Here is a 20,779-nt window from a genome sequence, read left to right on the forward strand (position 1 = left end):
GCGCGCGGCATTCAGTGCGAGGTCGTGGCGGCGGCCGTGTCCGCCGGCTTCACGAAGCGCAGCGTCATGCGGTCCGACTCGCCAATGGCCAGGTATTTCGCCCGGTCCGTGTCACCCAGCTCCAACGTGGGCGGCAACGTCCACACTCCCTTGGGATAGTCCTTGGTGTCCTTCGGGTTGGCGTTGATCTCGCTCTGGGCGACGAGCTTGAAGCCGGCATCGGTGGCAAGTTTCACCACGTAGTCGACCGGCAGGTAACCGCTGGATTTCACCGCGTCGAGCGTGGCGCCGGGCGCGGCGCGGTGATCGACAACGCCAAGCACGCCGCCAGGACGCAACACGGCAAAGAAGGCCTTGAACATGGCCGGCGCGGTGCCCGCCATCGCCCAGTTGTGCACGTTGCGGAAGGTCAGCACCGCATCCGCCGAACCGGGGGCCCCGAACACCGGCGTCCTGGGGTCGAACTCGACGACCCTCGCCTTGCCGTATTCGACCGGGTCGGCGGCGAATTTCTTGCGCAGCGTGCTGTCGTCGCGCCTGGCTTCGCTACCGTTCGACGGCATGGGCTCGGCGGCGATGTAGTGGCCGTGGTCGCGCAGCAGCGGCGCCAGCACCTCGCTGTACCAACCGGCGGAGGGGTTGATTTCGACGACCGTCTGGCTCGGCTGGATGCCGAAGAACTGCAGCGTGGCCTTCGGGTGGCGGTAGACGTCGCGCGCGCGGTTCGCCGGCAATCGCCAGCCGCCCGCCAGCACGGCGTCGATGGCACTGCCCGACGTCGCCGCTGCGCCGGCGGGTTGATGCTTCATGGCCTGCGTTGCGCCGGCCGTCGTACCGAAAGCCAACAGTGCGATGCCTATGCCGCAGAATTTCGACACTTTCATGGGTGACTCCTCAGGGTATGCCAGCTGCCGAAGCTTGCAGTTTGGCTGGTGGAGAGGGGGTGGAGGCGTATCAGCTGTGTATCAGAACGGCCGCGGGCACACCGACTGCAGGCCGTCGATGTGCTCGTGCAAATCCGAGGCGATACCCTGCCACATCGGGTCGAGGATGAAGTCGATGCCTTCGCGCCGCGCCAGCTTCGCGGCGGGGATGAAATCCGCGTCGCCGGCCACCAGCACGATCTGGTCCACCTGCTGCTTGTAAGCCAGCGCGGCGATGTCGATACCGATCTTCATGTCCACCTGGGTCTGGCGCATTTCCGGTTCGTAGTGCTCATCGCCCAGATCCTCCCAATGCAGGTTGCCGTCGCGCAACTGCTGCATGGCATGGGATTTCAGCTTCCACTCGCCGCGTTCGGCGAGCCGGCCCAGCCGCAACGCCATCTTGCGCTGGCGGCGCAACTGTTCGTGCAGCTCGCGACGGAACGCGGCGGCGCTGCTGCGGCCGAAATCCACGGTGTCGCCACTCACCGGGCGCACGAAGCTCTTGTCCAACGGCGGGCAGTCGTAGAAGAAGATGCGGTACAGCGATTCGCGCGGGCGATCGAGCGCCTTCAGGTGTTCCAGCGCCATGCCGAACACGGTCTTGGCCACGGTGCGCGCGTCGTTGACGTCGCGGTCGCCCCAAACCTTGCGGTAGCGGGCAATAAAAAAAGCGCCGTCGACGAGGATGGCTGTGCGTTGCATAGGAGTTCCTTATGGATGCCGCGATATCGGATGCGACCGGCGCATAGCGGCCGGACTTGGCGATTTTATAGCGATGTGCGGCCGGTCAATCTTCCAGCGCGGCTTCGGGCGACCCGATCGGCAGCCGCCGGCAGTAATCGTCCGCTTCGGCCAGCAGCCATTCGCGGAATGCATGCAGGCCGCGGTGATCCTGCGAACGTGGCGGATACACCAGCCAGTACGCCTCCTGCACCGGCAGGTAGTTGTGACCCAGCACCACCAGCAGGCCGGCGTCGATCAGGGACTTCGAGGTCACCATGCGGCCCAGGCCCACGCCCAGGCCCTCCAGCGCCGCATGGCGCGCCGCGTCAATGCTGTCGAAGTTCGCCACGCGACGCTCTGGCAGTCGGCCACCGAAACGCGCGAACCAGTCGCGCCAGCGGTCGGCCGGGTGTGGATCGCCGAGCAGCGGCCAGTCGCTCAGATCGTCGTGGTTGGCGCCGCCCATCCGCGCTATCAGTTCGGGTGCGGCTACTGGTGCGATCCACTCGCCGAACAAGCGCTCGCTATGCAAGCCCTCCCACTGGCCGCGGCCATAGCGCAGCGCGCAGTCCACCGGCTCGCGCTCGAACTCCACCAGGGTCGACGAGGACTGCAGGTTGAGCTCCAGTTCCGGATGCGCCGCCACCAGCCGCGGCAGCCGCGGCACCAGCCAGCTGGACATGATGCCGGGGCTGGCGCTGAGGGTGAGCGCATCGTGGCGGTAGTCGCGGTAACGCATCAGCGCATGCTCGATGCCGTCGAAATGCCCTCCCACGGCCTCGAGCAGGCGGCAGCCTTCCACGGTAAGGCTCACCCCGCGCGGACCCCGTTCGAGCAGGCGCCGGCCCAGCCGCTCCTCCAGCTGGCGCATCTGGTGGCTGAGCGCACTCACCGTGAGATGCGCCTGCTCCGCGGCCCGCGACAGCTTGCCGTGGCGGGCCACCAGTACGAACTGCTGCAGCAGGTCCAGCGAGAGCCGCGTCATCTTGAATGATCCTCAAGTCAGGCTTGCGAAGATATCGCTTTTTCGAGCGTCCGCCACGCTTTACCTTGCACTTGTCCCCACCCCCACTTGCAAGGAATTCACCATGCGCTCGCCCTTGATCGGCCTGCTGCTGCAGCACGGCCATGTGCATTCCCCCGAACTCGCCCGCCAGCTGGACCGCGCAGACCGGCGCCCGCTGACCCTGCTTGGCGCCTTCCGGCAGCTGATCGCAACGGACGCCTCCAAGCGCGGCTCGTGGCGTGGCCCGGTCAGCGGCGCGCGCCAGCTGTTTCCCATCAACTCGCCCTGATCCACCCCGCCGGCGCATACATGCGACGGCACCCGTAGACCTGGTCGACCGGTGGCGGCTGAGCCGCCACCGGTCGCAAGCCACGCTGGACGGTACGGGAGAACCCGATGATCTGCCGCATCTGGCACGGAATCACCCCACGCGCCAAGGCTGACGCCTACGCGGCCTTCCTTGAGCGGCGCGCCGTTCCGGACTACCGTTCCGTCTCCGGCAACCGCGATGTTGCCGTGCTTCGACGCGACGAGGCCGAGCTCACGCATTTCCTGACCGTGACGCACTGGGATTCGGAGGAGAGCATCCGCGCTTTCGCCGGAGACGAGCTGCTCAAGGCCAGGTACTACCCCGAGGACCGGGACTACCTGCTGGAGTTCGAGCCGCTGGTTCAACACTTCGTCGTGACTGCTTTCGAACACTCCGGCTGAATCGGCACCCGCGGCCCGGCCAGCCGCAGCCGCCTCCGGAGATCGCCATGCAACACCGCCCGCTCGGCCGTTCGCCGCTTTCCATCGCCCCGCTGGTTTTCGGCGGCAACGTATTCGGCTGGAGTGCCGACGAGGCGCGCTCGTTCGAGTTGCTCGACGCCTTCGTCGACGGCGGCGGCAACCTGATCGACACCGCCGACGTCTATTCGGCATGGGTGCCGGGCAACACCGGCGGCGAGTCGGAAACCATCATCGGCAAATGGCTGCGGAAGAGCGGCAAGCGCGACCGGGTGCTGATCGCCACCAAGGTGGCGAAATGGGCCGAGCATCCCGGCCTGTCGCCGGTCAACCTCCGCGCGGCGGTGGAAGGTTCGCTCAAGCGCCTGCAGACCGACCGCATCGACCTCTACTTCGCGCACCAGGACGACGCCAGCGTGCCGATGCACGAGACGCTGGGTGGATTCGCGCGGCTGATCGAGGAAGGCAAGGTGCGCGCGATCGGCGCCTCCAACTTCGGCGCCGACCGCATCGCCGACGCGCTGGCGGTGTCGCAGGAGCACGGCCTGCCCCGCTACGAATGCCTGCAGCCGGAATACAACCTGGTCGCGCGCGGCGCCTACGAAACCGGGCTCGAACCGCTGGTGCGCGAGGAGGGCCTGGGCGTGGTCTGCTACTACGCGCTGGCCAGCGGCTTCCTTTCCGGCAAGTACCGCAGCGCGGCCGACCTCGCCAAGAGCAGCGCGCGCGGCAGCGCGGCGAAGCGTTACCTCAACCCGCAGGGCTTGCGCGTGCTCGACGCACTGGACGCGGTGGCCGCCTCGCATCGCGCCACGCCGGCGCAGGTGGCGCTGGCCTGGCTGATCGCCCGCCCGTCCATCACCGCACCGATCGCCAGCGCCACCAGCGTGCTGCAGTTGCAGGAACTGCTGGGTGCACTGTCGCTCAGCCTCGGTGCCGGCGAGATCGCCGCACTCGATGCGGCGTCGGCCTGAGAGCCCGAGATCAGCCCGGCCCTTCGGCGCGGTGGCGCCCACCCCGCTTCGCGGCATACAGCGCGCGGTCGGCCGATGCAACCAGGTCGGCGGGAGATGACCCGCCGATGGCAACGCCAACGCTGATCGTCACCTTGCGGTGCGGGTTGTCCTCGTGGGCCACGCCGAGCCGCCCTATGGCCGCACACAGGCGATCCGCCACCGCGCGCGCCGTCTCCGGTGCCGCGCGCGGCAACAGCAACGCGAATTCGTCGCCGCCGTAGCGGGCGGCCATGCCGGTCGGCGGCAGGACCCGATGCAGCGCCGCCGCCACCGCGCGCAGGCAGTCGTCGCCGGCGCCGTGCCCGTAGCGATCGTTGAACTGCTTGAAGAAGTCCACGTCGACCAGCAGCAGCGCCACCGTCCCGGGGGCATGCCATTCCCGCTGCAGCGCCTCCTCGAAGCTGCGCCGGTTGAACACCCCGGTCAGGCCGTCCACGCTGGCCAGCGCGGCCAGATGCTCGCGGTCGCGGTGCAGCAGCAACTCGGCCTCGGCCTGCCGCACCTGCGAAAGCACACTGCGCAGGCCGGTGGCGAGCAGGGCGACCATCACGCCGACGGCCCCCCACGTAAAGCGGTGGCGTATCAGGAACAAGGCCACCACCAGCACCGAAATGCCCAGCAGCTGCGGACTGGCGCTGCGTACGAAACGTGTCAGCCGGGGCGGCGCACGCCATCCGCGTTCGCCGCCGGACCGCAGGCCGAGCACCACCAGCAGCATGAACGGCACGTCGACGACCACGTCGTAGAGCGAACCGGTGTTCGGCGCGACGTCCAGCGCCACATGGTGGTTGTAGTACGCGGCGACCAGGGCATAACACAGCGCGTAGCCCGCCAGCGCACCGAAGAACCTGCGCTGCGGGCCATGCTCGCAGGCGATGAAGCGCAACAGCGTCGCGACCACCAGATACCCGTTCTCGATGTCGAACAAATCGGCAATCAGCGACGGCGAAGTCGTCCCGGTGCCCTGGTGGATGGAGTTCAGCGCGACGATCAGGCTGAAATACAGCAGACCCAGCGTCATCGCCAGCACGGCGTCGATCACGCGTTGCACCGTGCTGGCCGGCTCGGTGCCGACGGTGGCGATCGCATAGGTAAGCGGCACCCCGTACAAGGTGTAGATCAGCATCGTTTCGGTCGGCGCCAGGATGGTGGTGCCGAGCAGGAGATCCTGGCTCATGCTGCTGAGCATGCCGAGCATCCACACGACCATCGCTGCTGCCGCCAGGCTCCAGCCCCGCGCCGGCGCATACCCCTCGACCAGGCACTGCCGCAACATGGCCGCTGCCGCCAGGGCGGGGGCCGCGATCAGGAAGGCGTAGGACACGGCCATCGCCGCGCCCGGAAAGAGCGCGATGGCCAGCGCGTGCAGGACGACGAATCCGCACGCTAGCCAGATCACGACGGTCACCTCACGATTTCCATATATCGCATCTTGCCCTATCTATACCCCGTGCCCGTCGTCCGCATCAGCCTGCCGGGATCCCGCACGGGCGACAGCCCAGCCTGCCGTCGCCGGGCCATCCCACGCGGCGGTACGCGGCCCGGTCAGCGTGCGGTGGAACCCGCAGTGGCTGGGGCCGCGCTGCCGGCATCGGCGGCGGGCGCTGCCGCATCGTCCTGCTCGTCGGGTGATTCCACCGTGTAGCCCCGTGCCTTGAGCCGGGCGAGATAGCCGTCCGGCGCCAGCAGGTCGCCCATCGGCAGCATGGCCAGCGTGCTGCGATGCTGCGCCAGCGCCTTGTCGGCGGCATCCATCCAGCTTTGCGCCATTTTTTCCGGCAGGTTCTGCAGGCCCTGCTGGCGGGCGAAGTCGGCGCCGGCGAAGGCATCGGCGCAGGCGCGGCCGGCGGTGTCGCGCGGCAGGTGTGCCAGCGTGTCTATGTCGCCGGTGGCCCAGGCATTGGCCTGCGCCTGCATCTGCGGCAGGCCATGTTCGATGCGATCCAGGGTCTGCTCGAAGCAGCGGGTATCGTCCATGCTGCTGTGGCGGAACGCGGTGAGCGCCGCCTTCGGGTCCGCCACGGTGAACGTATAGCTGGTATCGACCAGCGGGATGCTGTGCGCCTTGGCCAGCTGGCGCACCAGCTTGCCGGCGATATCGTCGTTGCTGAGGTCGGCTTCCTTCACCGCCGCCTCGTAGAGCTTGAACGAGGCGAACATCGGCCGGTATTTCTCCACGCCGCCGTCATGGCCGAGATAACGTGCTTTCAGCGCCAGCCAGCGTGCATACACGGGCGGCGGCAACACATCCTCGAGCTTGCGGCCGTCGGGGCTGTCACGAATGCCGATCAGCCGCGGCAGCAGCATCAGCTTGCCGAAGAAACCCAGTTTCGCGTCCAGCTCGATACCAGGCGGCAGCAGCACCGCCTGCGCGGCCAGTTCGGTATCGCTCACCTGGCGCGACTGCCATTGCATCTTCTTCGGCAACGGCGCGAGCGTGCCGAGTACCCACAGCACGTGGTCGCCCTTGCTGACCTTCCACAGGCCCGGCCCCGGCAACTCGCCACTTACCACTACCGCGGGCAGATTCTTCGCGGTCGTGGCGGCCGGCGCAGGTGCCACTTGCGCAGATACCGACTGAGTCGCCAAGCCAAACACCGCCACCATCCACCAACCAGCGCGCATCATTCACTCCCTTGACCCTTTCCTGGGTTTCGCACGGACCAGCCCGCCGGGTCGAAGTTCAGCGCGCCGGCAAGCGGCCTCGCTCCGTCGCCTCAGTGTGCAGCCGCCGAACCCGCCGGTGCGGGCGCGGCGCTGCCGGCCGCGGCAGGGGCTTCGTCCAGACCGATCGGCGCCTCCACCGCATAGCCCAGCGCCTTCAACCTGGCGAGATAACCGGTAGACGACAGCAGTTCGTTCATCGGAAGCAGGGCGAAGCTGGTGGTGTTGTCCGCCAGTGCCTTGCGCGCTGCGGCCAGCCACACGGCCTGCAGTTGCGCGGGCACGTCGTCGAGGCCGAGCTGATGGGCGAAGCCGGCGCTGGTGATCGCGGTGACACAGGCGTCGCGGCGATGGCTGTCGGGCAACTGGCGCAGCTCCTCCAGATCGCCGGTGGCCCAGGCGTTGGCGCGCGCGGTCATCGCCGGCACATCGTGCTCGATGCTGTCCAGCGTGCGGTTGAAGCACTCCAGGTCGCTGGGCGCCGCGGCCTTGAACGCCTTGAGCGCCTCGCGCGGCTGCTTGATCTCCACCTGGTATTCCACCGGCGTCTCCGGCACGCCGCCCCGTTTCGCCAGTGCGTCCACTGCGCCCGACACGCCACCGTCGTTGCTTAGCCCGTTCGTCTTCAATGCCTTCTTGTAGAGCTCCTGCGCCGCGAACAAGGGGCGCCAGCGCTCGATGCCGCCGTCGTCGCCGATGTATTGCTTCTTCAGCACCAGCCAGCGCGCATAGGTCGGCGCATCCATCACCTGGTCCAGTGTCTTGCCGTCGGGGTTCTTGCGCGCGCCATAGGCCGTGGGCAACAGGAAGAGCTTGCCGAAGAAGCCGATGTCCGCCTTCATCTTGATCTTCGGCGCCAGCAGCACCTGCTTCGACTGCGCGAGCGCCTGCTCCACCTCGTGCGACTCCCACTGGATATGCCCCGGCAACGGCGACAAGGTGCCCAGTACCCACAGCACGTGGTCGCCCTTGCTGACCTTCCACAAGCCCGGGCCGGGCACCACGCCGCTCACCACCACCGGCGCCAGCAGCGGCACGTTGGCAGGCACCGCTGGTGCCGGTGCCGTGGTTGCCGGTGGCGGGGTCTGCACCGGTGCAGCCACCGTGGCCGGCGCGGCCAGCACGAAACACAACAGCACGATCCAGGGGCGCATCAGGTTCATCCTCGTCGGCAATATCGGGCGCCCGGCATCCGGGCAGTGTCCACCCGACGCCGGCGCTGTGACCGCGGCCATCGCCGGATGTTCGCCCAAACGGGGCAACGACGCTTGAACGGACCCGTTCGATCGGCCAAGGCCGCAACGGCGAGAGGCTAAGCAGTGTCGAATACCCGCCGGCTTCCCGCGCATCGTGCCTTACGGATCGGCTTCGTCCGGCGATTGCACGGCATAGCCTTCGGCTTCGAGCCGCGCCAGCGGGCCGTCGGGCGACAGCAGCTTGTCCATCGGCAACATGGCGAAGCTGGTCGCGTTGCGCGTCAGCGCTTGCTGCGCGGCGTCCAGCCAGGCGGCGTCGATCCGCGCAGGAAGGTCGTGTACGTCCAGTTGCCGTTCGAAGTCGGCATTCATCGTGGCGACCACGCACGCTCCGTCATGCGCTTCCGGCGAGGTATCGCGCAAGGCGGCAAGGTCGCCGGCCGACCAGGCGTTGGCGCGCGTCGCCAATAAGCCCATGCCGCGCGACACCGCGTCCATGGTCTGCTGCAGGCAGTCGATGTCTTGCGGACGGGTTTCCCGGATGGTTTCCGCTGCGTCGCGTGGATGCGCGATCACCACCTGGTATTCGACTGGCGTGCGCTTCACGTCATGTCGGCGTGCCAGCTTCTCGACGGCATGCGCCACCTCGTCCGAATCGGTCAGCTCGGCCTGCGCCAAAGCTGCCTTGTAAAGTTCGAGCGCGGCCACGATCGGCCGCCAGTGCGCGCTGCCCCAGCCATGCACGCCGTACTGGTGCTGCAGCGCCTGCCAGTGCGCATAAGCCGGCGGCGGCAGCAACTGCTGCAAGGTGGCATCGTCGAGGTTCATGCGTGTGCCGTATGCGGACGGCAACAGCAGCAGCTTGCCAGCGGCGTCGGTATCCAGCTTCAGCTGGGCCGTCGGCACTTCGAGCAATTGCTGCGATTGCGCCAGTGCCCGCTCCACTCGCGCCGAACGCCATTGCATCCGCTTGGGCAACGGCGTCAGCGTGCCCAGCACCCACAGCACATGGCCGCCCCTGCTCACTTTCCACAGGCTGGGACCGGGTTGCACACCGGTGACCGTGACCGGGGCCAGCGTGACAGTGGTCGAGGATGCGTGCGCAGGCACGGCGGCGGTCTGCGCGCACAACGGCCCGGCAAAGGCGCAAAGCAGCAACGGTAGCCAGGATGCCCGGATCATGCGCTCCATTTCCTTTCGGGAATCTCCAGGATCAGTAACGGATGCCGCGCGGTTTCAAGCTGCCGCCGCCAGGCAAGCCACGCCGCCACGCCACGTGTCCATGAGGACGGCACAGGCTAACCGGTCGCGCATGGCGGCTGCATGACGCCGGCAACGCAGCGGACGGCGGCGACCGCCCGCATGCATTGGGCGACGGCGGCTTATTTCAGCGTGGCCAGTGCCTCGTTGAAGGTCGCGCTCGGGCGCATGGCCTTACCGACCAGCGCCAGGTCCGGGTGATAGTAGCCCTGGATATCCACCGGCTTGCCCTGCGCGCCGTTGAGCTCGCCCACGATCTTCGCCTCGTTCTCGGTCAAGGCCTTCGCCAGCGGCGCGAATGTCGTCTTGAGCGCAGCGTCCTCGTCCTGCGCAGCCAGCGCCTGCGCCCAGTACAGGGCCAGATAGAAATGGCTGCCGCGGTTGTCCAGCTCGCCTACCTTGCGCGCGGGCGACTTGTCGTTGTCGAGGATCTTGCCGTTGGCTTCGTCCAGCGTGCGGGCCAGCACCTTCACGCGCGCGTTGCCGGTCTTGTCGCCCACGAACTCGAACGACGCCTGCAGGGCCAGGAACTCGCCCAGCGAATCCCAGCGCAGGTAGTCCTCTTCCAGGAACTGCTGCACGTGCTTGGGCGCGGAGCCGCCGGCGCCGGTCTCGAACAGGCCGCCGCCCGCCATCAGCGGCACGATGGAGAGCATCTTGGCGCTGGTGCCCAGCTCCATGATCGGGAACAGGTCGGTGAGGTAGTCGCGCAGCACGTTGCCGGTGACCGAGATGGTGTCCTGGCCCTGGCGGATGCGCTCCAGCGAGAACGTCGTCGCCGCCACCGGATCGAGGATGCGGATGTCGAGGCCGCTGGTGTCGTGGTCCTTGAGGTAACGCTCGACCTTCTTGATGATCTCGCGGTCGTGCGCACGCTGCGCATCGAGCCAGAACACCGCCGGCGTGTTGCTGAGGCGTGCACGCGACACGGCGAGCTTTACCCAGTCCTGCACCGGCGCGTCCTTGGTCTGGCAGGCGCGCCAGATGTCGCCGGCTTCCACCGCGTGCTCGTGCAGCACCTTGCCGGCCTCGTCGGTCACCTTCACCACGCCGTCGGCGGCGATCTGGAAGGTCTTGTCGTGCGAGCCGTATTCTTCCGCGGCCTGCGCCATCAGGCCCACATTGGGCACGCTGCCCATGGTCGCGGGATCGAACGCGCCGTGCGCCTTGCAGTCGGCAATGGTGGCCGCGTACACGCCCGCGTAGCTGCGGTCGGGGATGATGGCCTTGCAGTCCTGCTGCTTGCCTTCGGCGTTCCACATCTTGCCGGAGTCGCGGATCATCGCCGGCATCGAAGCGTCGATGATGACGTCGCTGGGCACATGCAGGTTGGTGATGCCCTTGTCGGAATTCACCATCGCCAGCGCGGGGCGCTTGGCGTATTCGGCCGCGATGTCGGCCTTGATCGCCGCCTGCGTCTCCGCCGGCAGATTGCCGAGGCGCGCATACAGGTCGCCGATGCCATTGTTGGCGTCGAAGCCCGCCTGCTTCAGCACATCGGCGTGCTTGGCGATCACGTCCTTGTAGAACTCGTTCACCACCACGCCGAACATGATGGGGTCGGACACCTTCATCATGGTGGCCTTGAGGTGCACCGAGAACAGCACGCCCTTCGCCTTGGCATCGGCGACCTGCGCGCCGATGAAGGCGGCCAGCGCCTTGCGGCTCATCACGGACGCGTCGAGGATCTCGCCGGCCTTCAGCGCGACCTTCTCCTTCAACACCTTGCTGGTGCCGTCCTTGCCGAACCACTCGATCTTCGCCGTGGCCGGCGCGTCCATCACCACGGACTTTTCGCTGCCGTAGAAATCGCCGCCGTCCATGTGCGACACGTGGGTCTGCGAGTCCGCGCTCCACTTGCCCATCTTGTGCGGGTGCTTGCGCGCGTAGTTCTTCACCGAGAGCGGCGCGCGGCGGTCGGAGTTGCCTTCGCGCAGCACCGGATTCACCGCGCTGCCCTTCACCTTGTCGTAGCGCGCCTTGGCATCCTTCTCGGCGTCGTCCTGCGGCACATCCGGGTAGTCCGGCAACGCGTAGCCCTGCGCCTGCAGTTCCTTGATCGCAGCCTTCAGCTGCGGCACCGAGGCGCTGATGTTCGGCAACTTGATGATGTTCGCGTCCGGCGTGGTAGCGAGCTTGCCCAGTTCGGCGAGGTGGTCGCCGATCTTCTGCCCGTCCTTCAGGCGATCCGGGAACTGCGCCAGGATGCGTCCCGCCAGCGAGATGTCGCGCGTCTCCACCGCGATGCCCGCGGTGGCGGCGAACGCCTCCACGATCGGCAACAGCGAAGCCGTGGCGAGGAACGGCGCTTCGTCGGTGAGGGTGTAGATGATCTTCGGCGTATCGGACATGGTCGGCGGGACTCTCTGACGGCGATGGGGGATGGCGCGAGGCCAGCGGACCATTGTCGCGGTTTCCCGCGCGGGCGGCAAAGCGCCGGCCCGCCCGCCTGCATCGCGCCGGCATGGCGCCAACCCCGGTGTATGGCGGCCTGCCAGCTGTCACAGCGTTCTGTTAGTTTGCCGGCTCCATGTGCTTATTCGATCCCGTCATGTTTCCTCGCCGCACCCGCCTCGCCCTCCTCGCCACCGCTTTGCTCGCCGGCTGCGCCCACCAGCCCCGGCACGCGCCCGGCCTGCCCGACGGCTCGCACGCCACGGTGGCGATCCTGGAAACCACCGATATCCACTCCAACATCCTCGGCTACGACTACTACAAGCAGAAAGCCGATCCCACGCTGGGCTTCGAACGCACCGCCACGCTGATCGACGCGGCGCGCAAACAGTTTCCGAACCACTTCCTGTTCGACAGCGGCGACACCATCCAGGGCACGGTGCTGGCCGACTGGCAGGCACAGGTGCAGAAGCTGGCCTGCGGCCAGGAGCTGGCGATCTACCGTGCGATGGATGCGGTGGGTTACGACGGCGGCACCGCGGGCAACCACGAGTTCAACTACGGTCTGGGCTGGCTCTCGCAGGTCAGCGGCACGCCGATGAACGTGGAGGGCGGCGCGCAGCAGCATTGCGCCGGCCCGCATTTCCCGCTGGTGCTGGCAAACGTGGACAGCGCGCGCGACGGCGCGCCGATCTTCAAGCCGTGGACGATCGTCAGCAAACCCATCGCCGTGCAGCTGCCTGACGGCACGACGGAGAGCGTGCCGCTGCGCGTGGCGATCATCGGCTTCACCCCGCCGCCGATCATGCAGTGGGACAAGCAGAACCTCGCCGGCAAGGTCACCGTGGACGGTGTGGTGGAAGCGGCCAAGAAATACCTGCCGCAGATCCAGGCGCAGCATCCGGACCTGGTGGTGGCGGTCGTGCACGGCGGCCTCGACACCGCGCCGTACACGCCCGCGATGGAGAATGCCGGCTGGCATCTCGCCGGCGTGCCCGGCATTGACGTGCTGCTGCTCGGCCATTCGCACACCGAATTCCCCGGTCCGCGCTTCGCCCACATGCAGGACGTGGACGCCGTGCGCGGCTTCGTGCGCGGCGTGCCGGCGGTGATGGGCGGCTTCTTCGGCAAGGATCTCGGCGTGATCGAACTGGCGCTGGATCGCCGTGACGGCCGCTGGACCATCGACAAGCACCAGACGCACAGCGAAGTACGCCCGATCTGCAGCAAGCCCGGCGACGCCGCCAGCTGCGTGGCGGCCGACCCGGCCATCGCGCCGCTGGTGGCGACGGTGCAGCAGGCCGCGGTGGCCTACGTGAACACGCCGATCGGCGCCAGCCGCATACGCATGAGCAGCTACTTCGCCGACCAGGGCGACATGACGGCATTGGCCGTGGTCAATGCAGCGCAGCGCGACTACGTGCGCAGCGAGCTGCCGCGCCTGCACCCGGAACTTGCAAAGGTGCCGGTGCTTTCCGCCGCCGCCGCGTTCCGCACCGGCTTCGGCGGCCCGGACGACTACACCGATGTGGCGCCCGGCCCGCTCACCTTGCGCAGCGCGGCCGACCTGTACTTCTATCCGAACACGCTCGCCGCGGTGAAGATCGACGGCGCGGGTGTAAAGGCGTGGCTGGAAGAATCCGCCACGCGCTTCAATCGCATCGACCCGGCAAAGACCGATGCGCAGCCGCTGATCAACACCCATTTCCCCGGCTTCAACTTCGACCAGCTCCAGGGCGGCATCCACTACGTCATCGACGTGGCCAAGCCGGCGGGCCAGCGCATCGTGTCGCTGACGTTCGATGGCAAGCCGGTGAAACCCGACCAGCCCTTCATCGTGGTGACCAACAACTACCGCGCCAGCGGCGGCGGCCGCTTCCCGGGCCTGGACGGCAGCAACATCGTGCTGGCCGCGCCCGACGGCACGCGCGAGATCGTGGCGCGCTGGCTGCAGCAGCATCGCGACATCGGCATGCGCGACCTGCCCGCCCGCTCCTGGCGCTTCGCGAAGCTCAGGACCGCAGGTCCGGTGGTGTTCACCAGCGCCAGCGGCAAGCAGGCGATCGCCGAAACCGACGGCCTCAACAACATCCGCGCGTTGAAGGATCACGGCGACGGCACGGCCACCTACGCGATCGACCTGTCGCATTAAGACGCGCTAGCCGGTAGCGCGCTCCCACGCCGCCACCGGCCCGCGCCGCAGGCGAAACAACGGGTGGCAGTCCGGCCGGGCCAGCCCCTGCCAGCACGCATGCCGCGCCGGATCGCGCAGCGCCAGCTTGGCGAGCAAGTGCCGCCACTCCAGGTCGAGCTGGCCGTCGTTCAACGGCAGCATGGCCACTTCCCCGCGCACCGGACCGAAACGGCTGCGATCGAAGCTATAACCGCGCGCCTGCGCCTCGGCGTAAACCGCGGCGAGATAGGCATTGATCGCTTGCCGCGGCGCCGGATGCTCGCGAAACCGGTCGAGCTGCGGATGGTGGCGATAGCCGCGCGTGGCGTCACGCAATACCGCGCGTGCCAGCAAGGCCTCACGCCACAGGGCCACCAGACCCTTGGCATCCAGGTAACGCGGATGCAGCGACCACAAGCGCATGACGAGTTCCCATGGCCCGGAAACGACGAGCCAATGGCGACGCAGGATGCCACGTGCGCCGCATCGCTGCGATCCGATCCATCCGTGCATGGCGCAGGCAGTCCGCGCTGGCGGACGGTCCTCCGCTCAGGGCGACACGGCGGGTTCGTGCGACTCCGCCATGCGCCGCAGACACTCCGCCGTCGTCGCATCGGCAGGCACGAAGGCCTCCAGCGCCAGCTCGGCCAGGGTAATGTCGACCGGCGTACCGAACACCGTGGTGGTACTGAGCATGGAGAGCACCTGGCCATCCAGCTCCAGCTGCATGGGTACGGCGATGGACGTCTGCACATCCACCTCGCCGGCACCCTCCGGAGCCGGCATGGCTTGCAGTTCGCGCAGCAACGCGATGAGCACGGGGTCGTTGCTGGCATCGATCTGCTGGCGCAGGCGGTGCAGCAGGTGCCCGCGCCATTGACCCAGGTTGCGGATGCGCGGCGCGAGCCCGGCGGGGTGCAGGCTCAGGCGAAGCACGTTGATCGGCGGCTCCAGCAACATGGGTGCCACGCCACCAAGCATGCGCAAGGTCGCCTGATTGCTGGCGACGAGCTGCCAATAGCGGTCGACTGCCAGCGCCGGATAGGGCTCCATCCCCTTCAGCAGCAGGTCGATGGTGGCGCGTGCCGCGGCAAGCGCGGGATCGTCCAGGGTGCGCTGGCGGAACGCGGGCGCAAAGCCCGCGGCGACCAGCAAGGCGTTGCGTTCGCGCAACGGCACGTCGAGGTATTCGGCCAGCCGCAGGATCATGTCGCGGCTGGGTAGCGCGCGGCCGGACTCGACGAAGCTGAGGTGCCGGGTGGAGAGTTCCGCGCCGGTGGCGAGTTCGAGCTGGGAGAGGCGCCGATGGCGGCGCCACTCTCGCAGCAGGTCGCCGACGGGGCGGTCGGCGTCGATGGTCTGAACGTTCATGCGGCGATGATGCCAGTGGTCGGTGGCCGATGCTCAGGCGGCACGAGGCATGACTCCGGCCTCGCGCAGGAATGCGTGGATGTCGGCTATCAGCCGCTCGTAATGCGTGTGGTAGAACCCGTGCGGGGCGCCGTCGTACTCCAGGAACCGGCCGTCCGGCACCATCGCCGCGGTGGCGCGTCCCTGCTGCACCGGCTCGCTCACATCGCGGTTGCCATGGATCACCAGCAGGGGCACCGGCAAGTTGCGCAACTCCTCGCGCAAGTCCACGCGCTTGGCGCGGAAGCATTCCACCAGCGCCTGCAGCGAAACGCCGCAGATCATGTCGATGGTGTACTGCATGTATTCCGGCGTGGTCCCGGTTTCGGCGGGCAGGAAGAAGTCGTTCGCGTTGTCGGTCAGCCAGTACGGCAGATCGCGGCGAATCGCGGCGAGCACGGCCGCGGTGGTGGGCTCGTCCATGCTCCACGGCTCGCGGCTGCCCTCGACGTAGCTGGGCGCGGTCGGAGCAAGGAAGACCGCGCGGGCGACGCGTCCGCGGCCATGCCGCGCGAGGTAGCGTGTGGCTTCGCCGCTGGCCATCGAGTGCGCAACCAGGCTGACGTCGCGCAGATCCAGGTGTTCAAGCAGTTCCGCCAGATCGTCGGCGAGGCGGTCCAGCCGGTAGCCGTGGCCGGGATCGTCCGAACGACCGTGGCCGCGCCGGTCCAGCGCGATACAGCGATAGCCGAGCTCCTGGAAATGCAGCATGTACGGCCCCCAGGTGCGCGAATCCAGCGCCCAGGAAGCGACGAACACGATGGGCTGGCCGCGGCCGCAGTCGCGGTAGAACAGCTGCGTGCCGTCGGTGGTGGTGAAATGGCTCATGGCGTACTCCGGCAAAGGGGGATGGGGGAAACAGGCGCGACCGGTTCAGGCCGTCTGCGGCACCTTGTCCAGGAAGCCGTGGACGCGGCGCACACGGCCCTCGTCCAGTTCCGCCACGTCGAAACCGATCACCAGCGGTTCGTCGTCGCCCGGGGCGCTCAGCTGCCACTGGAAGCGGGCCAGGTCGTGATGCGCGTCCACCTCGCCGGCAAGGGCGAAACGGTGGCCGGGAAACATGCCTTGCACCGCGGCGATGGAGGCGTCGATACCCTCCCAGCCGCGCACCTGCGCCATCGGGTCGGTGTAGGTCACCTGCTCGGCGTAGACGCGCTCGATCAGCACGCGACGACGCAGCGGATCGGTCTCGTTCCAGCTGCGGATGTAGTTTTCGATCAGTTCGCGGGTGGCGCTCATGGCTGTGCTCCGTGGTGGGTGTGGGCACAGCTTGCGGTCGCTGCCGCGGCGAGGCGATTACCTGGCAGGTAATCGAAAACGGGAAGGTCGAAGCCATCGTTGCGATGGCTGGCCGCGGCCGCGCGCCGTTGACGATGGCCGCGAAACAGTTGCAGATGCACCTGTTGACTGCAGTGCAACATAGGGCTTAGTGTCGACACCATGTCGCCGCTTTCCGCACCCGCACGCATGCATTACGCCCCGGTTTCCGCCGGTCGCATGCCGTCGCGCGCGGGCGACATCGCCAGCACCATTACCACCACGATTACCACCGGTACCGGTACCCGGTCCGGGCGGAGCGTCGTGCGTAGCTGATTTTTCCACGCAACGGCCCGCCCTCGACGAGGCGGGCCGGCACACACACCGACACGCCAGACAGGACGGGCCTCCAACGGAGAGGCCGTCGTGATCACCTGTGCAATCGAGCAAGTCCCCCACCATGCGCTGCCTCCGCTGGCGATGCCGCGTACCGGCACCACCGGGCGGCGCACGCTGGCGGTCGGCGTGATCGGTCCCGGCCGGGTCGGCGGGGCGCTGCTGGAGCAGCTGCGCAGCGCGCAGCCGAGACTGGCGCGCGACCATGCGCTGGAGCTGAAACTCTGCGGCGTGGTGGCCAGCAAGCGCATGTGGCTGGACTGCGACGACGCCGAACTCAACGGCCGCCACGCCGGTGCGCAGATCTGGCGGCCGAACGACCTGGATGCATTCGCTGCCCACGTGCGCGGCAACGATGACCGCCACGCGCTGCTGATCGACTGCAGCGCCAGCGAAGCGGTCGCCGCGCACTACCCGCACTGGCTGGCCGCCGGCCTGCACGTGGTGACGCCGAACAAACTGGCCGGCAGCGGCCCGCTGGAACGCTGGCAGGCGATCCGCGCCGCCTGCGCCAGCGGCGCGCGCTTCCGCTACGAGGCCACCGTCTGCGCCGGGCTGCCGGTGGTGCAGACCCTGCGCGACCTGCTCGACACCGGCGACGAACTGCTGGGTATCGAGGGCATGTTTTCCGGCACCCTGGCCTGGCTGTGCAACCGGCACGACGGCAGCCAGCCGTTCTCCGCGCTGCTGCGCGAGGCACACGCGCTCGGCTATACCGAACCCGACCCACGCGCGGACCTGTCCGGCCTCGACGTGGCGCGCAAGCTGGTGATCCTGGCCCGCGAAGCCGGCTGGCCGCTGTCGTTGGAACAAGTGGATGTGGAGAGTCTGGTGCCGCCGGCGCTGGCTGCGTTGTCGCTGGACGAATTCATGCAACGTCTCGATGCGCTGGATGCGCCGCTGGCCGCGAAACTGGCCGCGGCGCGTGTCGAAGGCGGCGTGCTGCGTCACGTCGCCAGTCTCGACCGGCGCGGCCGCGCCAGCGTGAAGCTGGCGGTGCTGCCGGCCACGCATGCCTTCGCGCACAGCCGGCTCACCGACAACGTGGTGCAGTTCACCACCCGCCGCTACTGCGATAATCCGCTGCAGGTGCAAGGCCCCGGCGCGGGGCCGGAAGTCACCGCGGCCGGCGTGTTCGCCGACCTGCTGCGCATCGCCGAGTCACTGGGGGTGCAGGCATGAACGCCATCGCCCTGTTGCAGGAACCCATGAGCGCACGACCACCACGCCTCGACCATGCCACCGCCTTCGCGCCCGCTTGCGTGGGCAACGTCGGTGTGGGTTTCGACATCCTCGGCCACAGCATGGCCGGCGCCGGCGACCACGCGGAAGTGCGCCGCATCGACGAACCCACCGTGCGCATAGCCGCGATCCACGGCTGCGTCACCGCGCTGCCCACCGACGCGGGCGCGAACACTGCCGGCGCCGCCCTGCTGGCACTGCGCAAGGCACTGGGTGTGCAGCACGGCTTCGAGCTCACCTTGCACAAAGGCATCGCGCTGGGCTCCGGCATGGCCGGCTCGGCCGCCTCCTGCGTGGCGGCGCTGGTCGCCGCCAACGCGCTGCTGGACACGTCGTTGCCGCGCGAAGCGCTGTACGGCTTCGCGATGGACGGCGAGGCGGTGGCCAGCGGCGGCCGCCACGGCGACAACGTCGGCCCGCAGCTGCTCGGCGGCCTGGTATTGGCCACGCACGATCGCCTGCTGCGCATCCCGGTGCCCGCGGACTGGCATTGCGCCCTGGTGCATCCGCACTGCGTGCTGGAAACGCGCGCGTCGCGCGCCGCCCTGGCCGGCCATTACGCACTGGGCGAATTCGTGACACAGAGCGCGAACCTCTCGCTGCTGCTTGCCGGTTGCTTCCGCGGCGATGCCGCTCTGGTACGCGCCGGCCTGAAGGACGTGCTGGTGGAACCGCGCCGCGCGCCGCTGGTGCCGAACTTCGCCCGCGTGAAGCAGGCGGCACTGGATCACGGGGCGCTGGGCGCCAGCATTTCGGGCGGCGGGCCGAGCGTGTTCGGCTGGTTCGAACACCGCGGCGAAGCGGAAGCGGCCGCGGCCGCGATGCAGGCGGCGTTTGCCGAGGCCGGCCTGGGCAGCGATACGTTCGTCGCGCCGATCGACGGACCTGCAGCCAAGTTGCTCGACGAGGCAGCGGAAGTCAGCCATGGGTGAGAGCTTGCGCTACCTGAGCACCCGTGGCCGCGCACCGGCCGCTGCCCTGAGTGCGGCGATCGCCGCCGGGCTCGCACCCGACGGCGGCTTGTATGTGCCGAAGCAGTTGCCGTCGCTGACTCCTGCGGACTTCGACCCGGATGGCGCGCTGGCCGACACCGCGGCAACCCTGCTCGCACCGTTCTTCGCGGGCGACCCGCTCGCTGGCGAACTGCCGGCGATCTGCGCCGAGGCGCTGGATTTTCCCGTGCCGCTGCGCGAGCTCCCGTATAGCGGCGCACACGTGCTGGAACTGTTCCATGGCCCGACCGCCGCGTTCAAAGACGCCGGGGCGCGTTTCCTCGCCGCCTGCCTGCGCCGCTTGCCGCGCAATGACTCGCGGCCACTCACCATCCTTGTCGCCACCTCGGGCGACACCGGTGCGGCGGTGGGTGCGGCCTTCCATCGCCAGGCAGGCGTGCGCGTGGCGATCCTGTATCCCGATGGCCTGGTTTCGCCGCGGCAGGCGCATCAGCTCGGCTGCTTCGGCGACAACGTGCAGGCGCTGCGCGTGGCTGGTCGTTTCGACGATTGCCAGCGCATGGTGAAGGCTGCGCTCAGCGACACCGAGCTGCAGGCCGCCGTGCCGCTCAGCTCGGCCAACAGCATCAGCCTCGGCCGCCTGCTGCCGCAGATGAGCTACTACGCACATGCGGCACTCGGCTTCTGGCGCGAGCGCGGCGAAGCGCTGAACTTCATCGTGCCCACCGGCAATCTTGGCAATGCGCTGGCCTGCCTGTGGGTGCGCACGATGGGCTTGCCGGTCGGCGAGATTCGCCTGGCCTGCAACGCCAACGCCACCTTGCCGGAATTCTTCGCCGGCCACGACTACATGCCGCGCGAAGCCGTCGCCACGCTGGCCAACGCGATGGACGTGGGCGCACCCAGCAATGTCGAACGCCTGCGCTGGACCTTCGGCGGCGACGACGCCACGCTGCGCCGCGCGCTGCAAGCGCAGAGCGTGGACGACGCCACGATCCGCCACACCCTCGCCGCGCAGGCCCGCGGGCACGGCGAAATCTTCTGCCCGCATACCGCCACCGCCGTGCACCTGCTCGACCGCTTGCGCGAATCGGGCGACGCGAAACCGTGGGCGGTGGCCGCCACCGCGCACCCGGCGAAGTTCGAGCAAGTGGTCGAGCCCCTCGTCGAGCGGCCGCTAGCGATACCACCCGCACTAGCGGCGATGCTGCAACGCCCGGCCAGCGCCGCGCCGATGGCAGCGACGGAAGCGTCGCTGTCGCGCTGGCTGCGCGCGTCGGCGCAGGCCTGAAACCGGCCGCGGCCGTATCGCCATCACGGTAATGCCATGTACCCGGCTCGCGGATGACTGGCGTCTTTTCGTTGCTATGCTGCCGGCTTGCGCAGCCGCTAGGATAGGACGAAGGGGGCCGGCTGCGCCGGTGGTACGCA

The 20,779-nt window shown here is 68.4% G+C and carries 19 protein-coding genes; 7 read left to right on the forward strand and 12 right to left on the reverse strand.

Annotation, left to right across the window (positions count from 1 at the left end; translation table 11 throughout):
- Positions 1-11: 11 nt before the first annotated feature.
- From ISP14_RS07145 to ISP14_RS07155, 3 genes are all read right to left on the reverse strand, one after another.
- Positions 12-884, reverse strand: a complete 873-nt coding sequence (locus tag ISP14_RS07145; protein ID WP_404537589.1) for a class I SAM-dependent methyltransferase — start codon at positions 882-884, stop codon at positions 12-14.
- 81 nt (positions 885-965) lie between these two features.
- Positions 966-1,628 carry an NYN domain-containing protein gene (locus tag ISP14_RS07150; protein ID WP_404537591.1) on the reverse strand — a complete coding sequence of 221 codons (663 nt, stop codon included), beginning with the start codon at positions 1,626-1,628 and terminating at the stop codon, positions 966-968.
- 85 nt (positions 1,629-1,713) lie between these two features.
- Complete coding sequence (locus ISP14_RS07155; RefSeq protein WP_404537593.1) at positions 1,714-2,634, reverse strand: LysR substrate-binding domain-containing protein; 921 nt, start codon at positions 2,632-2,634, stop codon at positions 1,714-1,716.
- Between the two features lie 103 nt (positions 2,635-2,737).
- Between ISP14_RS07155 and ISP14_RS07160 the strand changes: the two genes are divergently transcribed.
- The 3 genes from ISP14_RS07160 to ISP14_RS07170 all read left to right on the forward strand — a co-directional run bounded on the left by ISP14_RS07160 (position 2,738) and on the right by ISP14_RS07170 (position 4,358).
- Complete coding sequence (locus ISP14_RS07160; RefSeq protein WP_404537594.1) at positions 2,738-2,944, forward strand: hypothetical protein; 207 nt, start codon at positions 2,738-2,740, stop codon at positions 2,942-2,944.
- Positions 2,945-3,051: 107 nt separating this feature from the next.
- A complete protein-coding gene (locus ISP14_RS07165; protein WP_404537595.1) occupies positions 3,052-3,366 on the forward strand; it encodes an antibiotic biosynthesis monooxygenase in 315 nt (104 codons plus the stop codon).
- Positions 3,367-3,413: 47 nt separating this feature from the next.
- Positions 3,414-4,358, forward strand: a complete 945-nt coding sequence (locus ISP14_RS07170; protein WP_404537596.1) for an aldo/keto reductase — start codon at positions 3,414-3,416, stop codon at positions 4,356-4,358.
- 10 nt (positions 4,359-4,368) lie between these two features.
- Here the strand turns inward: ISP14_RS07170 and ISP14_RS07175 are convergent, their stop codons facing one another.
- The 5 genes from ISP14_RS07175 to ISP14_RS07195 all read right to left on the reverse strand — a co-directional run bounded on the left by ISP14_RS07175 (position 4,369) and on the right by ISP14_RS07195 (position 11,871).
- A complete protein-coding gene (locus tag ISP14_RS07175; RefSeq protein ID WP_404537598.1) occupies positions 4,369-5,808 on the reverse strand; it encodes a GGDEF domain-containing protein in 1,440 nt (479 codons plus the stop codon).
- A gap of 137 nt (positions 5,809-5,945) precedes the next feature.
- Positions 5,946-7,025: a TraB/GumN family protein gene (locus tag ISP14_RS07180; RefSeq protein ID WP_404537599.1), complete on the reverse strand. Its 1,080-nt coding sequence runs from the start codon at positions 7,023-7,025 to the stop codon at positions 5,946-5,948.
- A gap of 92 nt (positions 7,026-7,117) precedes the next feature.
- Positions 7,118-8,227 (reverse strand): TraB/GumN family protein, encoded by a 1,110-nt coding sequence (locus tag ISP14_RS07185; RefSeq protein WP_404537603.1) that lies wholly within the window; start codon positions 8,225-8,227, stop codon positions 7,118-7,120.
- Positions 8,228-8,419: 192 nt separating this feature from the next.
- Positions 8,420-9,442: a TraB/GumN family protein gene (locus ISP14_RS07190; protein WP_404537605.1), complete on the reverse strand. Its 1,023-nt coding sequence runs from the start codon at positions 9,440-9,442 to the stop codon at positions 8,420-8,422.
- A 200-nt stretch (positions 9,443-9,642) separates the two neighbouring features.
- Complete coding sequence (locus ISP14_RS07195) at positions 9,643-11,871, reverse strand: NADP-dependent isocitrate dehydrogenase (protein ID WP_404537607.1); 2,229 nt, start codon at positions 11,869-11,871, stop codon at positions 9,643-9,645.
- 200 nt (positions 11,872-12,071) lie between these two features.
- Here ISP14_RS07195 and ISP14_RS07200 point away from each other — a divergent pair, with 200 nt between their 5' ends.
- Positions 12,072-14,066: a bifunctional 2',3'-cyclic-nucleotide 2'-phosphodiesterase/3'-nucleotidase gene (locus ISP14_RS07200; protein ID WP_404537609.1), complete on the forward strand. Its 1,995-nt coding sequence runs from the start codon at positions 12,072-12,074 to the stop codon at positions 14,064-14,066.
- 6 nt (positions 14,067-14,072) lie between these two features.
- Here ISP14_RS07200 and ISP14_RS07205 read toward each other — a convergent pair whose 3' ends face one another.
- The 4 genes from ISP14_RS07205 to ISP14_RS07220 all read right to left on the reverse strand — a co-directional run bounded on the left by ISP14_RS07205 (position 14,073) and on the right by ISP14_RS07220 (position 16,739).
- Positions 14,073-14,510, reverse strand: a complete 438-nt coding sequence (locus tag ISP14_RS07205; RefSeq protein WP_404537611.1) for a pyrimidine dimer DNA glycosylase/endonuclease V — start codon at positions 14,508-14,510, stop codon at positions 14,073-14,075.
- 126 nt (positions 14,511-14,636) lie between these two features.
- The gene (locus ISP14_RS07210; protein ID WP_404537613.1) at positions 14,637-15,458 is read right to left on the reverse strand and encodes a helix-turn-helix domain-containing protein; all 822 of its coding nucleotides are present in this window, start codon (positions 15,456-15,458) and stop codon (positions 14,637-14,639) included.
- A gap of 33 nt (positions 15,459-15,491) precedes the next feature.
- Positions 15,492-16,325, reverse strand: a complete 834-nt coding sequence (locus ISP14_RS07215; RefSeq protein ID WP_404537615.1) for an alpha/beta fold hydrolase — start codon at positions 16,323-16,325, stop codon at positions 15,492-15,494.
- Positions 16,326-16,370: 45 nt separating this feature from the next.
- Positions 16,371-16,739 carry a nuclear transport factor 2 family protein gene (locus tag ISP14_RS07220; RefSeq protein WP_404537617.1) on the reverse strand — a complete coding sequence of 123 codons (369 nt, stop codon included), beginning with the start codon at positions 16,737-16,739 and terminating at the stop codon, positions 16,371-16,373.
- 444 nt (positions 16,740-17,183) lie between these two features.
- On the opposite strand from ISP14_RS07220, the gene ISP14_RS07225 reads away from it, so the two are divergent.
- Genes ISP14_RS07225 through thrC form a run of 3 tightly spaced genes read left to right on the forward strand, consistent with a single transcriptional unit; the run spans position 17,184 to position 20,639 of the window.
- Positions 17,184-18,335 (forward strand): homoserine dehydrogenase family protein, encoded by a 1,152-nt coding sequence (locus ISP14_RS07225; RefSeq protein ID WP_404537619.1) that lies wholly within the window; start codon positions 17,184-17,186, stop codon positions 18,333-18,335.
- On the forward strand, positions 18,332-19,327 hold the full coding sequence (locus tag ISP14_RS07230) for a homoserine kinase (protein WP_404537621.1): 996 nt from the start codon (positions 18,332-18,334) through the stop codon (positions 19,325-19,327). Before ISP14_RS07225 ends, ISP14_RS07230 begins: the two co-directional genes overlap by 4 nt.
- On the forward strand, positions 19,320-20,639 hold the full coding sequence (gene thrC, locus ISP14_RS07235; protein ID WP_404537623.1) for a threonine synthase: 1,320 nt from the start codon (positions 19,320-19,322) through the stop codon (positions 20,637-20,639). The genes ISP14_RS07230 and thrC overlap by 8 nt, the downstream gene beginning before the upstream one ends.
- The last annotated feature ends 140 nt before the right edge of the window (positions 20,640-20,779 follow it).

Source organism: Dyella agri (assembly GCF_044904705.1).
Taxonomy (GTDB): Bacteria; Pseudomonadota; Gammaproteobacteria; order Xanthomonadales; family Rhodanobacteraceae; genus Rhodanobacter_A; species Rhodanobacter_A agri.